The sequence below is a fragment of the Rhizobium sp. PRIMUS64 genome (genome assembly GCF_023006465.1).
In the GTDB taxonomy this organism is placed as follows: domain Bacteria; phylum Pseudomonadota; class Alphaproteobacteria; order Rhizobiales; family Rhizobiaceae; genus Rhizobium; species Rhizobium leguminosarum.
In genome coordinates this window covers 1-15,257 of sequence record NZ_JALBGX010000149.1, presented here as the reverse complement: position 1 = coordinate 15,257, position 15,257 = coordinate 1, and the positions used below count along the sequence as shown (strand labels likewise).

The 15,257-nt window shown below is 61.5% G+C and carries 13 protein-coding genes; all 13 read right to left on the bottom strand.

What is annotated here, in order from left to right; all coding sequences use genetic code 11:
- On the bottom strand, positions 1-462 hold a 462-nt coding region (locus MOV76_RS33630), incomplete at its 3' end, for an amidohydrolase family protein (RefSeq protein ID WP_247266146.1).
- Positions 459-1,379 carry a nucleoside hydrolase gene (locus MOV76_RS33625; protein WP_247266145.1) on the bottom strand — a complete coding sequence of 307 codons (921 nt, stop codon included), beginning with the start codon at positions 1,377-1,379 and terminating at the stop codon, positions 459-461. The genes MOV76_RS33625 and MOV76_RS33630, both read right to left, overlap by 4 nt.
- 107 nt (positions 1,380-1,486) lie before the next feature.
- A complete protein-coding gene (locus MOV76_RS33620; protein ID WP_130717696.1) occupies positions 1,487-2,530 on the bottom strand; it encodes a LacI family DNA-binding transcriptional regulator in 1,044 nt (347 codons plus the stop codon).
- 175 nt (positions 2,531-2,705) lie between these two features.
- Complete coding sequence (locus MOV76_RS33615; protein WP_247266144.1) at positions 2,706-4,139, bottom strand: efflux transporter outer membrane subunit; 1,434 nt, start codon at positions 4,137-4,139, stop codon at positions 2,706-2,708.
- A 150-nt stretch (positions 4,140-4,289) separates the two neighbouring features.
- Positions 4,290-7,400 carry an efflux RND transporter permease subunit gene (locus MOV76_RS33610; protein ID WP_018445872.1) on the bottom strand — a complete coding sequence of 1,037 codons (3,111 nt, stop codon included), beginning with the start codon at positions 7,398-7,400 and terminating at the stop codon, positions 4,290-4,292.
- Between the two features lie 47 nt (positions 7,401-7,447).
- Positions 7,448-8,659: an efflux RND transporter periplasmic adaptor subunit gene (locus MOV76_RS33605; RefSeq protein ID WP_247266143.1), complete on the bottom strand. Its 1,212-nt coding sequence runs from the start codon at positions 8,657-8,659 to the stop codon at positions 7,448-7,450.
- A gap of 169 nt (positions 8,660-8,828) precedes the next feature.
- Positions 8,829-9,431, bottom strand: coding sequence for a TetR family transcriptional regulator (locus MOV76_RS33600; protein ID WP_247266142.1), 603 nt, complete (start codon positions 9,429-9,431; stop codon positions 8,829-8,831).
- 211 nt (positions 9,432-9,642) lie between these two features.
- The gene (locus MOV76_RS33595; protein WP_018243394.1) at positions 9,643-10,587 is read right to left on the bottom strand and encodes a phosphoribosylaminoimidazolesuccinocarboxamide synthase; all 945 of its coding nucleotides are present in this window, start codon (positions 10,585-10,587) and stop codon (positions 9,643-9,645) included.
- An 84-nt stretch (positions 10,588-10,671) separates the two neighbouring features.
- Complete coding sequence (locus tag MOV76_RS33590; protein WP_247266141.1) at positions 10,672-12,411, bottom strand: SLC13 family permease; 1,740 nt, start codon at positions 12,409-12,411, stop codon at positions 10,672-10,674.
- Positions 12,412-12,513: 102 nt separating this feature from the next.
- Entirely contained in the window at positions 12,514-13,200 is a 687-nt protein-coding gene (locus tag MOV76_RS33585; RefSeq protein ID WP_222284839.1) for a phosphoribosyltransferase, read from the bottom strand.
- 14 nt (positions 13,201-13,214) lie between these two features.
- Entirely contained in the window at positions 13,215-14,021 is an 807-nt protein-coding gene (locus MOV76_RS33580) for a pseudouridine synthase (RefSeq protein WP_018445866.1), read from the bottom strand.
- A 158-nt stretch (positions 14,022-14,179) separates the two neighbouring features.
- A complete protein-coding gene (locus tag MOV76_RS33575) occupies positions 14,180-14,386 on the bottom strand; it encodes a hypothetical protein (RefSeq protein WP_003542611.1) in 207 nt (68 codons plus the stop codon).
- A gap of 141 nt (positions 14,387-14,527) precedes the next feature.
- Positions 14,528-14,866: a hypothetical protein gene (locus tag MOV76_RS33570; protein ID WP_018243390.1), complete on the bottom strand. Its 339-nt coding sequence runs from the start codon at positions 14,864-14,866 to the stop codon at positions 14,528-14,530.
- Positions 14,867-15,257: the final 391 nt, after the last annotated feature.

Below are 15,257 nucleotides of genomic sequence, written 5' to 3'. Positions count from 1 at the left end.
CACGCAGGAGGGCGCGAGCAGGATCATGCGCAGCGGCAGGCAGCGCGCCGCCTCGATCGCCCAGCGCACGCCGTCGAGCCCGTGGACGTTGCCGAATTCATGCGGATCCCAGACGATCGTGGTGACGCCGCGCGGCAGGACGGCGCTTGCATATTCGGCCGGTGTCACCATCGAACTTTCGATGTGCATGTGCGTGTCGATCAGGCCGGGCGTCAGGATACTGCCCGAAGCATTGATGATCTCGACGGCATCCGTGCGGCTTGCCGGGGCATGGACGCTTGATATCAGCGCGCCGACGAGGCCAATATCGGCTTCCCGGATCAGGCCTGTCACCGCATCGAGCAACCGGCCACCGGTGATCAGCATGTCGAAAGGGGCGTCGCCGCGCGCAGCAGTGACGGCGCGGGCGCGCAAGGCGGGATCATTGAGATCGGCGGGTTCCTGACGAGGGGTGGCGGTCATTTGCGGGCCTCGTTGACCAAAGCGGCGAGAATGATGACACGCGCCATGTCGGCATCGATGTCGGCGGCGAATTGGGCATTGAAGGTCGCATGCGTGGCGCGGGTCTCGACGACGGTGCGGCCACGGGTGAGGGCACCTTGCAGCTCGACGTCGATACGCGCGGGGCGGAAGCTGACGATATCTGGAGTGACGAAGGCGACCGCGGCGGAAGGGTCGTAGATCGCCATGGCAGAGCGGCCGCGGCTGGTGCCGATGCGGATATAACCCGAAAACATATCGGCGATGAGTTCGGCATTGACACCGCCGGCATGGCGCACCGGCTCGGCATCCTCGGGTCTTGCCAGCACCTTGCGGCAGAGGTCGAGATCGACCATGCGCAGCGGCAAGCCGTGGGCGATGACGATCGACAGGGCTTCGGGATCGGCGAGCGCATTGAATTCGGCGGAGGCCGTATGGTTGCCTGATGTGACGCCGCCGCCCATCCAGACGAGTTCGGTGATACGGGCGGCAAGATCGGGTCGGGCAAGCGCCACGGCGGCGATGTTGGTGAGCGGGCCGAGCGCCAGGATGTGGTGCTGGCCTTTGCGCTCCAGCCAGCCGCAGAGTGCTGCGAAGGCATCGCTTTCGGCAAGGGCAGCCGCCTGCGGCAGGCTCTTGCCTGATGTCGGGATGCCGGTTTCGCCAAGGATCGCCTGAGCGGTTTCGAGCTTGCCGAGAACAGGCATGGCGCGACCCGTGTGGATGGGGAATTTCCAGCCGAAGGCACTGGCTGCACCTGCGGCATTCATTCTCACCTGCGGCAGCGGCGTATTGCCGAAGACCAGTGATACGCCGTCGATCTCGAATTCAGACTGTACGACCACCAGAATGGCGGCGATATCGTCGAAGCCCATGTCTGTGTCGATCCAAACGCCCATGATTTCACCCGAACCGTTTGAGGGTTGCCGCGCCGGCAACCGGCAGATCGAAGGCGAGCGTGGTATCGAGGAGGAGTGCTGCCGAAGCAATGAAAGCTTTTTTCATCTTACATGTTCTCCATCTCTGAAGTCTTTTGTGCCGGTTTCGCAGGCCCGGATGATTGGCGGACGATCAGCTGCATGGCGACGCGTTCAATCTTCGCGGTAACGAGCACGCCCTCCCGGATGCCGCTTGTTGTTATGGTATCCACCAGCGCCGACACGGCAATTTCGGCAATCCTATCCATGTCCATCCGGACCGTCGTCAGCGACGGCGTAACAACAGGCGACCAGATGAGGTCATCGAAGCCGGTGACACTGACATCGGCGGGAATGTTGATGCCAGCCTGCTGCAACTCCGTCAGTGCCCGCAACGCCTGCAGGTCGGAGAGGGCTGCGAAGGCGGTGAAACCCTGCCTGACTTTTTCGGCGAGGCCGAGCGGGCAGCCAATGCCGTTCTCCTGCTCCAGCCGGTCGATCCACAGGGTTTCCGAATGCATGCCCGGGCGCATACCGGAGCGGATGCCGCCGGTGCGGTCATTCTGAACGTTGGATTCCTGGTTGTTGCCGATGATGAGAACACGGCGATGGCCGAGACCCGCGAGGTGGCCGGCGATTTCGAGCCCGCCCTGCCAGTGGTCGGCAGCAACGGTGTTTCCAGGCGTCGAGGGAGTGTCAATGATGGCGACCGGACAGGCGACGGCTGAAATGCGGGTGGCGCGACGGGGAATGATGACCATGCCGTCGACGCCGCGCTCGACCAGCCGGTTGATCGCCTCGGTCTGGGCGGCGACATCGCCGCGGGAATCGGCGATCAGCACGCCGTAACCGGCGGCGGAGGCTGCGAATTCGATCGCCTGGGCGATCTTCGGGAACAGCGGATTGGCAATGTCGGGCAGCACCAGGCCGAGAACGCCGCTGCGGCCGGTCCGCAGCGCCCGGCCGGCCTGGCTCGGGACGTAACCGAGCTCGGCCGCATGCTCGCGTATTCTTTCGACCAATTGGCCGGAGACCCGGCCTTTGCCGGAAAGCGCATTGGAGACCGTGGCGACGGAGACGCCAAGCGACGTCGCTATCCTGCTGAGGTTCGGTCCCTGACGCGATGCAGTCATGATCGGCGACCACTCTGATTAATCGTTTAACCAGATTAATAGCTCGGCTTTTTCCGCCTGTCGAATCCGAATTCAACTTATGCGCAATTATTCGATTGCGGCATGCTGCAGGCAAGAAAAAGCCCCGCGAGACGATCGCGAGGCTTTGTATTCCTCAGGTCGATTGAAGCAGCTGTTAGCCCTTGACAGCCACAACCTTCGCCGCCGGTGCGGTCGTCTTGCCGCCGGGGGCGAAACCGCCGCCGATCGCGATGTTCAGCGAGACATAGTCTTTGGCCATCTGCTGGACAGATGCGGCAAGGCTTGCCTGGGCGAGCGAAACCTGGCGCTGCGCGTCAAGAACGTCGAGCAGCGAGGAGGCGCCGTCCTTGTAGGACGCTGTGGAAAGTTCGAGCGTTTCCTGCGTGGTCTTCACCTGGGCCTGAAGTGCCGCGACCGTTTGAGCGTCACGCCGGACGGCCGAAAGTGCGTTTTCGACCTGCTCGACCGCGGTCAACACCGTCGACTTCCAGTTGAGATAGGCGGTCGCGGCATCGGACTGTGCCGACTTGACGTTGGCGCGAAGGCGGCCACCATCGAAGATCGGCAGGTTGAGCGTCGGGCCGAAGGACCAGGGCGTCAGGCCGCCATGGATGCCACGCTGATTGATGTAGGACGGCGAGATCGAGCCGCTAAGCGAGATGCTCGGATAAAGCTGCGCCTGGGCAACGCCGATATTGGCTGTTGCGGCGGCAAGATCACGTTCCGCGACGCGGATGTCCGGGCGATTGCGGATCAGGTCGGCCGGGATGCCGGAGGTGATGCCGCCGCGGAATACCGGCTGACCGGAGCCCTTCAGCAATTCATCGACAAGAGCCGAAGCCGGCAGGCCGAGCAGCGTGGCGATGTGATGGGCTGATATGCGGATGTTGGTTTCAAGGCCCGGAATTTCGGCGAGCGTCGACTGGACGAGACCTTCGGCCTGAACGACATCAAGACGCGACGCGGCGCCGGCTTCAAGCTGGAACTTGGTAAGTTCGTAGGTTTCCTGGCGAGACTTCAAGTTGGCCTTAGAAAGCGCCAGGCGCTGCTGATAGAAGCGAACGTCGATATAGCTCGAGACAAGGTCCTGAATGAGGGTCAGCCTGGCAACGTCAGCCGATGCGTAAGCGGAATCGAGCGAGGCAAGCGCGCTCTCCGTATTGCGCTTGTAAAGCCCGAATAGATCGAGCAGCCAGCTCAGCTGGACGTCGCCGGCACTGGTGTTGCGCGTGTCGAGCTGCGTGCGCAGCTCGCCCTTCTGGCCGCTGACCGTTTGCGAGGCGCCGACCGTCAGGCTCGGCAGGCCGCCGGCGCCGGCGGTGGTGACGTTTGCGGAAGCTGCATTGATTCTTTCGATCGCCTGCTGAACTGTCAGGTTCTGATCGAGGCCGGCCTTGACGTAGCCGTTCAGTCTTGAATCCTTGAAGGCGGTCCACCATGCTGCAGTAGCAACATCGCCATCACTCTTGGTCCCACCCTCTCCGAATTTGGCGGGCAGCGGCATCTCAGGAGGAACATGATCCGGGCCCACAACGCAGCCCGACAATAATAACAATAATGCCGGTGTGGCAAAACGAAGAGATACCATTCATTTCATCCTGTACTCGAGCAAGTCAATTCTTGTCCAAAGCTTCATGCTTCACTATCGGCCGCCGCGCCTCGTTCTACCAAAAACACCATTCCGAAGCAGTCGGGCGCAATGTAGCAACGGCAACTGCATTATCACAGTGCATTTATATCACAGTCCTGCCGCATTTTTGCCGCGTGTGGCAAAGATGCGTCGAATGACGACGAAAAACGACGGCACGAAGAAAATTCCGAGCATCGTCGCCGCCAGCATGCCGCCGAGAACGCCAATGCCGATGGCGTTTTGCGCCGCCGAGCCCGCGCCTGTCGCGATCGCCAGCGGCACGACGCCGAGAATGAAGGCAAGCGAAGTCATGATGATCGGCCGCAGGCGTAATCTCGCGGCTTCCAATGTCGCCTCGTAGAGCCCCATGCCGCTTTCCATACGATCCTTGGCGAATTCGACGATCAGGATCGCATTCTTCGCCGCCAGCCCGATAGTGGTGAGCAGGCCGACCTTGAAATAGACGTCGTTCGCCTGGCCGAAGAGGGTTGCCGCCGTCAGTGCCCCGAGAATACCGACGGGTACCGCCATGATCACCGAGAAAGGGATCGACCAGCTTTCGTAAAGCGCAGCCAGGCAGAGGAAGACGACGAGAACCGAGATCGCATAGAGCATCGGTGCCTGCGAACCGGAAAGGCGCTCCTGATAGGATATGCCCTGCCAGGCGACCGTATAACCGCCGCCGAGCTCATTGGTCAGGGCTTCCATTTCGTTCATCGCATCGCCGGAGGAAACTCCGGGAGCGGACGCGCCGTCGAGCGGAATGGCGCTGACGGCATTAAAGCGGGCAAGCGACGGCGCGCCCTTCACCCACTCCGTGCGGGTAAAGGCGGAGAAGGGCACCATTTCGCCGTCATTGTTGCGGGCGTACCAGTGGTTGAGGTCGCTCGGCTGCATGCGGAAGGGCGCATCGCCCTCGACGTAGACCGGCTTGATCTCGCCATTCAGCGTGAAGTCGTTGACGTCGCGGCCGGTGAAGATGATCGACAACATCGAGTTGACCGAGGCGATGTCGACGCCCATGGCGCCGATCTTCTCCTGATCCAGCACGATGCGCATCTGCGGCTCGACTTCCTTGTTGCTGCTGCGCAGCGCCACGATCTTGCCCGACGTGTTGCCCATCTGGATCAGCCGCTTGGAGGCTGCCGTCAGGGCGTCGTTGCCGTGGCCGCCGGTATCGACGAGATACATCGAGAAGCCGCTCGACACGCCTAGCCCCTGGATCGCCGGCGGGAGCAGCGCGAAGACCTGCGCCTCGCGGATCGCAAAGAAGCTGCGCAGCGCACGGTTGACGACCGATTGGGCGCTCAGTGTCGGATCGGTGCGCTGTGCGAAATCCTTCAGTTTGGTGAAGACGATAGCGCTGTTCTGGCCGGAACCGCTGAAGCCGAAGCCGAGCGCGCCGAAGACGGAATCGACGGCGTCCTTCTCGTTTTCACGATAATATTTCTCGACTTTCTCGACGACCGCCTGGGTCTGCTGCGTGGTCGAACCCGGCGGCGTGGTAACGATGGTCAGCAGCACGCCCTGGTCTTCCTGCGGCAGGAAGGAGCTCGGCAGGCGGGTGAAGAGATAAGCGCAGCCGGCGCCGACCAGAAGGAAGACCAGCATGACACGGATCGGCCGCTTCAGCAGATAGCCGATGGCGCTGATATAGCCGTTGGTCGAGCGCGTGAAGTTGCGGTTGAACCAGTCGCCGACACGGTGCTTCCTGTGTTCGCCGACCGGCTTCAGCATCGTGGCGCAAAGTGCGGGCGTCAGCACGAGGGCGACGAGCGCCGACAGCAGCATGGCCGAGACGATGGTGATCGAGAACTGGCGATAGATGATGCCGGTCGAACCACCGAAGAAGGCCATCGGAATGAAGACGGCAGTCAGGACGAGCGCAATGCCGACAATGGCGCCGGTGATCTCGCCCATCGATTTTTCCGTTGCCTCGAGCGGCGAGAGCTTTTCTTCGGACATGATGCGTTCGACGTTTTCGACGACGACGATGGCGTCGTCGACGAGAAGACCGATTGCCAGCACCATGGCGAACATCGTCAAGGTATTGATCGAGTAACCGGTGACCGCCAGCACCCCGAAGGTGCCGAGCAGCACCACGGGAACGGCAATCGTCGGGATCAGCGTCGCACGGAGATTCTGCAGGAAGACGAGCAGCACCACGAAGACGAGCACGATCGCCTCGATCAGCGTGTGCACGACCTTCTCGATCGACAGTTCCACGAAGGGCGTGGTGTCATAGGGATAGGTGATCTCCACACCTGCCGGCAGGCCGCGGCCGATGACCTCCAGGGCGGAGCGCACACGGGCAGCGGTATCGATTGCGTTGGCGCCGATCGCAAGGTTGACGGCAAAACCGGTCGATGGCTGGCCGTTGTACCGCGAACTACCGCCGTAGCTTTCCTGACCGATCTCGATGCGCGAGACGTCGCTCAGGCGCACCGTCGCGCCGTCCTTTTCGACCTTCAGGATGATGTGCTCGAAATCGGCGACGGTGGTCAGCTGGCTTTGAGCGGTGATGGTGACGTTGATCTGCTGGCCGGGGATCGTCGGCTGGGCACCGAGCGAGCCAACGGAGACCTGGGTGTTCTGCGCCTGGATGGCTGACGTCACGTCGCTCGGCGTCAACTGGTATTTCAAGAGCTTGAACGGATCGAGCCAGACGCGCATGGCGTATCCCGAACCGAAGACATTGATGCTGCCGACGCCTTCCAGGCGCTGGATCTGATCCTCGATCGAGGTCGACATGATGTTGCCGAGGTCGACGGAGTTGCGTTTGCCGTCGGTCGAAACAAGCGAGCCGACGAGAAGGATGCTCGAGGTCGAGCGGGTGACGCTGATGCCGGCATCGATGACGTCGCTTGGGAGCTGCGACTGAACCAGCTGCAGCTTGTTCTGCACCTGCACCTGGGCGATATCGGGGTCGGCGCTCGTCCCGAAGGTGAGCTGGATGCTGGCCGAACCGGTCGATGAGGTCGAGGTCATATAAGTGAGATCGTCGAGGCCGGTCATGCCATCCTCGATGATCGTCGTCACCGATTTCTCGACAGTCTCGGCGCTGGCGCCGCGATAGGTGGCGTTGATGCGAACCGTCGTCGGGGCGATGTCAGGATATTGCGAGATTGACAGCGTGAAGATCGCCAGCAGGCCGGCGAGCATGATGGTGATCGCAATGACCCAGGCGAAAATCGGACGTCGGATGAAAAACTTGGCCATCGGTTGTTCCTGTGCGACGAGACGGTGACGATGCGGGGCTGCAGCGATTATTTCGCTGCGGGCTTTTGCGTATCACCGGCCGCGGGCTGCTCGGCAGGCACGACCACGCCATTTTCATTTATCTTCATCGGGACCGGCTTCACCGGCATGCCGGAGGTGATCGATTGCAGGCCGCTGACGATCAATTGGTCGCCGTCCTTGATGCCTTCGGTCACGAGCCAGGAATTGTTGGAGGGCGAGCTGTTCTCGAAGGCGCGGGTTTCGACCTTGCCGTCGGCGGAAACGAACTGTGCCGTCAGCCGGCCGTTGGCGTCACGGCTTGTCGCCACCTGCGGGAGCGCATAACCGGCCTCGGCGCCAAGCTCGACGGTTGCGCGGACATACATGCCGGGCAGGACAATACGGTCGGGATTGGGAAAGAGCACGCGGATGATGAAGGTACCGGTGGTCTCGCTGACCACCTGCTTCGACATGTCCAGCCTGCCCTGCTGGTTGTATTCCTTGCCGTTTTCCAGGATCAGGTGGAAGACGACATTGGCTTCGCCCTTGATGTCCCCGGCGGCCATCGCATCACGCAGCTTCAGCAGGTTGGTGCTCGATTCCGTCAGCGAGATGTAGATCGGATCGAGCTGGCGGATCGTCGTCAGCGCCGTCGTCTGGTTGGCAGAGACGACGTTGCCGACATTAACGGCCGTCTGGTCGATGATGCCATCGAAAGGGGCGACGATCCTGGTGTGGTCGAGGTCGATCTGTGCCGCGGAAAGCGCGGCCTTCGCCGACTCGACTTCGGCCTTGGCCTGGAGCAGCGTCGTCTTGGCTGTTTCGAATTCGATCTGGGTGGCGCCGCTGCCGACGAGGCGCTGATAACGGTCGAGATTGCTTTCAGCGCTCGGCACGCTGGCTTGCGCCTTGGAGATAGCCGCCTTGGCCTGCTCGACGATGGCGATATAGGGTGCATCCTCGATCTGGTAGAGAAGGTCGCCCTTCTTGATTTCGCCGCCTTCCTTGAAGGCGATCTCACGGATGAGGCCGCTGACCTGCGGCCGGATATCGGCTGTCTGAAATGTCTCGGCGCGGCCGGGCAGGATCGTGGTGATCGGGAACGTGCCCTTCGTCAGCGCAATCACGCCGACGGGGGCAGCCGGCTGTGCCGCGCCTGCGCCCGCATTGCCGGCCGGCTTGGAGCCATTGTCGCTGCAGGCGGCGAGAAGGGCTGCGAATGCCAAGGCCGAGGAGATGAGGAGGGCACGCCGTATCATGCTGAATTCCTGTGCGGTGGCAATCGCCGTTCAATCTACGAGCTCGTGCCTGCGGGCTCGGCTTGACCAAGCGCAGGCTTATATAAGCGTCAGGATTGAGTTCGCTCCAAATGCCGTTATCCGAATTTAAGAAAAGCTTTACGAAGTGACGTAATTCAGCAATCATCACTTAGCAAGCGCTATTTTGCAGTGCGGCATCGACGAAACACACGATTTTTTCGGCGCGGCGCACGAGCGTCTCCTTGTCGTCGCGCGCGATCAGGACAGGGTGCAGCACGCAGGCCAGGACGTCTGCGACGGTATGTGCCGCACTCCCGGCATCGCGGCAATGATAACGTCCCTCCGCCATGCCTTCGTGGATGATCTCGCCGAGCTTCGCTTCGATGCGGGCGCGATAGCGATTGCCGGCCTCGAGTTTGGCTTCGATCGTCGAGAGTACCATTTCGAAGATATAAGGGTTCTTCTGGATGTCCTGCAGGTGGCTCTCCAGCAGGCGCAGGATGAAGCGGAGCAGTTGTTCCCTCGGCGGCAGGTTCCCATCAAAGGCTGCGAAGCGCTCGGCAGCATCGTCGAGATGGCGTCCGGCGATCGCATCGACGAGCGCGACCTTGGAACGGAAATGCTTGAAGACATTGGCGGGCGACATGTGGAGCGCGCCGGCGATATCGGCGATCGACACAGCAACGAAGCCGCGCTCGCGAAACAGCACCTCCGCCATGGAGAGAATGTCCTCTCGCGTTTCCTCGGCCTTGCGTCTTGGCCTTCTTGTCATCTGTTCCCCGCCGGGCCGAGCCCGATACCCCTTTTTGTCAATGCTAGCGCATAAGCCCGAAAATCGGAATCGATTTTCGGAAAGGATTATGCGCCGATTCAAAGTGATAGAGCGTCCTTAGCGCGTCCTTTCGGGCGCGCGGCGCTCTAGCGCTATTGGACGAAATGCTGCAAGCCGATGATCGGCCCGGCGGCTTTCGTGTGCCGCGATTTCAAGGGAAATAGCGGGCGAGGTTGGTTCGGACACGGGCAAGCGGCGTCTCGCCGCTATTGTCGGGAACGAAGCGCTCACCGGTGATCGCCTCGTAGGCTTTGATGTAGACGGTCGAGGTCTGCTCGATCAGTTCGGCGGGGATTTCCGGGATCTCGTCCTTATAGGGATCGCAACGCTCCGCCACCCAGGCGCGGACGAAATCCTTGTCGAAACTTTCCGGGCGTTTTCCAGCGGCAAAGCTTGCCGGATAGCTTTCGGCAAGCCAGTAGCGACTGCTGTCCGGCGTATGGATCTCGTCGGCGAGGATAATGTTGCCGTCACCGTCGGTGCCGAACTCGTATTTGGTATCGACCAGGATCAGCCCGTTTTTCGCCGCCATCTCCTGGCCGCGAGCAAAGAGGGCGAGCGCATATGTCGACAGCGTCTGCCATTGCTCTTTCGTCAGAAGGCCACGCGTGACGATTTCGGCCGGCGTCAGCGGTTCATCGTGGCCGCCGTCGAATTCCTTGCTGGTCGGCGTGATGACAGGTTCGGGCAGGATCTGGTTGTCGCGCATGCCATCGGGCAGACGCATGCCGTACATCTCGCGCTCGCCCTTTTTATAAAGCGTCAGGATCGAGGTGCCGGTGGTGCCGGCGAGATAACCGCGCACGACGATCTCGACCGGCAGGATGTCGAGCCGCTTGCCGATGACCACATTCGGATCGGGATAGTCGAGAACGTGGTTCGGGCAGATGTCCTTCGTCGCCTCGAACCAGTAGCGCGCCGTCTGCGTCAGTACCTCGCCTTTATAGGGGATGCAGGTGAGAATGCGGTCGAAAGCGCTCAGCCGGTCGGTGCTGATAATGATGCGGCGTCCGTCCGGAAGATCGTAATTCTCGCGCACCTTGCCGCGATAATAGTTCGGCAATTCCGGGAAATGGGCTTCGGAGAGAATTCGCACGGCGCTCGACTGTCCTTAATTATTGGGTGAAGACTTCCTGCTCTAGTTTCATTGCTGGGGAAGTCAAGCCGATCGGGTAATGCATCACAGCCAGAACAGAGCGGTAAGAAGCAGGGCGAGGCCGTAACTTGTGACGGCAAGCGGCCAGCCGGCGCGCAGGAAATCGCCGAAGCGGTAGCCGCCGATGCCCATTGCCAGTGTGTTGTTGTGATGGCCGAAGGGCGTCAGGAAATCGAGGGAGGCGCCGGCGGCGACCGCGATCAGATAGGCGTCCGGCGCATGCCGGCCGGCTCTTGCGAATTCCAGAGCGATCGGGGTCAGGACGATCGCGACCGTCGCGTTGTTGACGAAAGGCGTCAATGCCATGGCGAGGAAGAGGATGAGGGCGATGCCGATGAGCGGATGGGTGATCGGCACGACGAGGCTGAGCCAGCTGGCGATGGTTTCGGCCGCTCCGGTGCTCGCCACCGCCTGGCCGATGGGGATCATCGCCGCGAGCATGATGATGATCGGCCAATTGAGATCGGCCATCGCCCGACGGATGTTCAGATGATTGAGCAGCGCGAGCACGAGTACGACGCCAGCAAAAGCGACGTCGGGACGCAGGCCGGCCGCGGAGGCGGCGACGCCACAGGCAAAGAGCGCGAAGGGCCGCCAGGAAAGGAGCGCCGGTTCGGCCGGTGCTGTCGAGGCGAGCGGCAGGCACTCGCTTTCCTCCAACGCTTCTGAAATCGCCGGGCGCGGCCCCTCCAGTGTCAATATATCGCCGATCGACAATTGCAGGTCGAGGAAGCGGCCCTCGATGCGTGGCGCGCGCATGGAAAGGGCGGTGACCGCGATGCCGCGACGGTGGAAGATTTCGAGCGAGCGGACGCGCGAACCGACCAACGTGCTTTCCGGCATGACGACGGCTTCGACATGGGTGAAATCCGGCTGCAGGCCATGCGGATGGGCATCGGCCATCAGCGCCTGCGTGGCGGCAAGGTCGGCAAAGACCGTATCGGCGCCCTCGGCAAGCAGCACGTCGCCCGGTTCGATCACCGACTGGTCGAGCGGACCGAAGACGAAATTATCGCCGCGGATCAGCGCGTGCGGCTTGATGCCGAAACGCACCGGGCAATCGGAAAGCCGCACGCCGATCAGTGGCGAGATATCAGGGATGTAACGCTCGACGACGACGCGGCGCGCGGCCGGGGAGGTCGTCACCGGTGTTTCGTCGGGTTCCGGAAACAGGCGCTGCACGCGAAAGGCGATGAGCAGAATTCCGGCGATGGCGACCGGCAGGCCGTCATAGGCGAAATCGAAGAAGCGAAAGCCGGTTCCGGTCGCCTTGGCGAGCCCATCGCTGACGAGCAGGTTGGCCGGGGTGCCGATCAGCGAAACGAGACCGCCGAGCAGGGCTGCGAACGAGACCGGCATGGCGAGCTGGCGGCGGGGGATTTTCAGGGCCGCGCCGAGGCGTAGCGCCACCGGCAAGGTGATCGCAAAGGCGCCGATATTGTTCATGAAGATGGACATGAAGCCGGCGAGTGCGGAAGTGCCGACGATGACGGTGAAGTCGGAGGGTCTTGCGGCCACGAAACGGGCGGCGAGACTGTCGAAGAGCCTGGCGCGCGCGAGCACCTGGACGATCAGCAGGATCTCGACGACGGTGATGACGACGGGACTGGCGAAGCCCGTGAAGATCTGGTCGGCGGGATAAAGGCCGAGCGCATAGCCGGCAAGCAGGCCGGCGATGGAGACCACCTCGATGCGGATGCGATCGAGCGAGAAGAGAGTGAGCATCGCCAGCAGAAGGATCAGCAGGGATGCTTGCTCGAACATGGGCGGGTCCGTTGTTTCATCGATCAGGCGGACTGTAATCGTTCCTCATGCGCTGTACAGAGGCGCCTTCAGGTCAGGATTGAACAATCCTCACATCTCGCGTCAGGCTGGTGGTGCCTGCCACCGGCCGGCGGCATTCCGCTCCAGAATGGGCGTTGCGAAGACGCTGACGGTACGCGCGATCCATTGTGGCCCGACGGCTGCGAGGCTGTCGCGCCACCGTTCCGATTGCAGCATGGCCGCACCGATGGCGACGGGTTCGATACCACAGGCCATCATCAGATGCAGGCCGGCAACGATCGAGGCACCGCTGGAAATGACGTCATCGATGAGTGCGACGCGCCGTCCCTGAAGCAGCGGCAGCATGCGTGGATCGATATAGAGGCGTTTCTGCTGTGTCGGCGTGGTGATCGAAGACAGGGCAACGGAGAGTTCGTCGCGATACCAGAATTTGCGTGAGGTGCCGAGCGGAACATAGCGGTCATGGCCGAGCTTCTGCGCCACGGCGGCGGCCAGCGTCAGGCCGAGCGTCGGCAGGCCGGCGACGACATCGATGCGCATGGGCCTGATCTTTTCGGCGAGGCTTTCGGCGAGCGTATCGAGGACGAGGAAGCTCGCCTGGTTGACGATCAGCGAGGCGAGGGCGTGATTGCCATCCGCCAGCTCACGGATCGGCAGGCGAAGCTGACGGCCATCTTCGAGCGCGGCGACATAGAAAGAGGTGAATTCGCCATCGCCGGCAAAGGTGCCGGGCGGGTGGATCTCCTGCCAGAAATCGTGCAGCGTCATCTCCGTCACAGCAGTCAATTGCGTCTCGTCCTTTCCAAGCCGGTTCTCCGGCGTAGTGCCTGCAATTCCGGTTCGGTCAGCGCACGCACGGCGCCTTTCGGCAGTTCGCCGAGTTCAAGCCCGCCAATTGCGACGCGCACGAGGCGCAGGCATTCGGTTCCCAGCGCCTCCAGCATGCGGCGGATCTGGCGGTTGCGGCCTTCGTCGAGCTCGACCTCGATCCATGAATTCCTGTCGCCCTGGCGCAGGCGCCGCGCGGCGGTCGCCGTCAGCAACTCGCCGTCGTGGCGGATGCCCGATGTCATGGCGGCAATGTCCTCGTCGTCCATGATGCGGTCGATCTGGACATGATAGGTCTTCGTCACATGCGTGACCGGATCGAGCAGGATCTGGGCGAATTCGGTGTCGTTGGTGAAAAGCAGCAGGCCCTCGCTCGCTTTGTCGAGCCGGCCGACGGGAGAGAGATGCGGGATGTCGAAATCCCTGAGGCAATCATAGACCGTCGGCCTGCCTTCTGGATCGTGGCGGGTGGTGACGAGACCGCGGGGCTTGTTGAGCATCAGATAGATTTTCGCTTCGGCAGCGATGGCGAGGCCATCGATACTGATCCTTGCCGTGGCAAGATCGACCCATGCGGAGGTATCGCTGACGGTGCGGCCGTCGACCGCAACGCGATTTTCGGCAATCAGACGTTCGGCCTGCGTGCGGGAGCAATAACCGAGCTTGGACAGGGCGCGGGGAAGGGTAACCCGCTTAGCCGCGGCGTTATCGGCGGGCTTTGTCCGCTCACGCGTCTTGTGCGGTGGGCGCCGCTCCCTCATCTGCCATCCTTGTCCTGCTTTTGGTGCCGCTTTCTTGCATGAACGGCGCAAGGATGCCAGCAAGGCAAATTAAAAATGAGGAGGAATAACAGGCGTCGCAAAAGAGGCTCAGCGCTTTGGGGCAAAGCGCCGTCACGGCTTGATAGGGTGGCGCTGCCTCAGCGGCAGGCCATGAAGCCGGCCAGTTCCTTACGGCTGACGACGATACCGGCGGCGGCCTTGACCGGGTCCGGATGTGTGTAGGACAGACTAGGCATTTCCGGCAAATCGAGTGCCTGGCGCATATTCATGATGCCGACCGCATAGCGGCCATTGGCGCTGTCGACGCTGACTTCGATAATGCAGTTGGCTCGCTTGTTTTCCATGGTAGTCCTCCCTTCGTTTTTTATGTTCCCATAGCTCACATTAAAAATTGGTTTTTGTAAGACATAAGCATTTACGCACCCTGCCGAAAAGCGGATCGGCGGGGTGCGTAAAAGACTAGTTTGTGGGTCGGTATAGCGTGTTCAGCGCCACCATTGGCGTGGCTGGGGCTGTGGGCTGCCGGAAAGCAGGTATCCGGCGAGGAATCCGATGGCGCCTGCAAGCACCAGCGCAGTGGTCGTTGCGGCCGGATGCTCGCGGGCGGCGTCGGCGGCAGCGACGCCTTCGGCCCTGATCTGGGCGACAGCATTCTTTGCCCGGGGCAGGGCTTCGTCATAAGCCTTGCCGGCGCGGCCGCGCACTTCGTAATAGGCTTCGGCGCCCTGAGCGGAAATCATCTTCTGCAGGCGCGAGACTTCCTGCTGGAGTGCGGCAATGTCCTTGCTGACAGATGCTCTGATATCATCGGTATTGGCAGCCATGTTGGTCTCCTTCCTTCAATGGGAAAGACAACACCCAACTCGGTGATAGGTTCCGAAATCTCAGCCGCTGATTTGTGACGGAAATTTAAAGCTCGCCGGTTGGCGCCACTTTAATCCTCTGTTAACCATAAATCCGCGCAAGATCCTGTTTTTTCGCTATCTTTCGGTAGCTGAGAGCAACTTTCCGATGGATTTTTGACCAGTCGGTAAAGGAATTTTCGAGAATCCGCTCCGAAAACGCGTCCTGTGGATAATATCCATCAACAAAACACCAGCGGAATCAACCTGTTACAAAAATGTCAAAAAACTTTTGTTTGGTGTGTTGACTGTTTGGGAGGGTTAGTTCTATAAGCCCACTCACTGAACGAGGGCGGCGGCGCTGCTGGCGACG

Bases quoted from the DNA above. Each gene is read 5' to 3' on its own strand.
- MOV76_RS33610 (WP_018445872.1), bottom strand. From the start codon at position 7,400: ATGGCCAAGTTTTTCATCCGACGTCCGATTTTCGCCTGGGTCATTGCG.
- MOV76_RS33600 (WP_247266142.1), bottom strand. From the start codon at position 9,431: ATGACAAGAAGGCCAAGACGCAAGGCCGAGGAAACGCGAGAGGACATT.
- MOV76_RS33585 (WP_222284839.1), bottom strand. From the start codon at position 13,200: ATGACGCTGCACGATTTCTGGCAGGAGATCCACCCGCCCGGCACCTTT.
- MOV76_RS33590 (WP_247266141.1), bottom strand. From the start codon at position 12,411: ATGTTCGAGCAAGCATCCCTGCTGATCCTTCTGCTGGCGATGCTCACT.
- MOV76_RS33620 (WP_130717696.1), bottom strand. From the start codon at position 2,530: ATGACTGCATCGCGTCAGGGACCGAACCTCAGCAGGATAGCGACGTCG.
- MOV76_RS33580 (WP_018445866.1), bottom strand. From the start codon at position 14,021: ATGAGGGAGCGGCGCCCACCGCACAAGACGCGTGAGCGGACAAAGCCC.
- MOV76_RS33570 (WP_018243390.1), bottom strand. From the start codon at position 14,866: ATGGCTGCCAATACCGATGATATCAGAGCATCTGTCAGCAAGGACATT.
- MOV76_RS33625 (WP_247266145.1), bottom strand. From the start codon at position 1,379: ATGGGCGTTTGGATCGACACAGACATGGGCTTCGACGATATCGCCGCC.
- MOV76_RS33575 (WP_003542611.1), bottom strand. From the start codon at position 14,386: ATGGAAAACAAGCGAGCCAACTGCATTATCGAAGTCAGCGTCGACAGC.
- MOV76_RS33605 (WP_247266143.1), bottom strand. From the start codon at position 8,659: ATGATACGGCGTGCCCTCCTCATCTCCTCGGCCTTGGCATTCGCAGCC.
- MOV76_RS33615 (WP_247266144.1), bottom strand. From the start codon at position 4,139: ATGGTATCTCTTCGTTTTGCCACACCGGCATTATTGTTATTATTGTCG.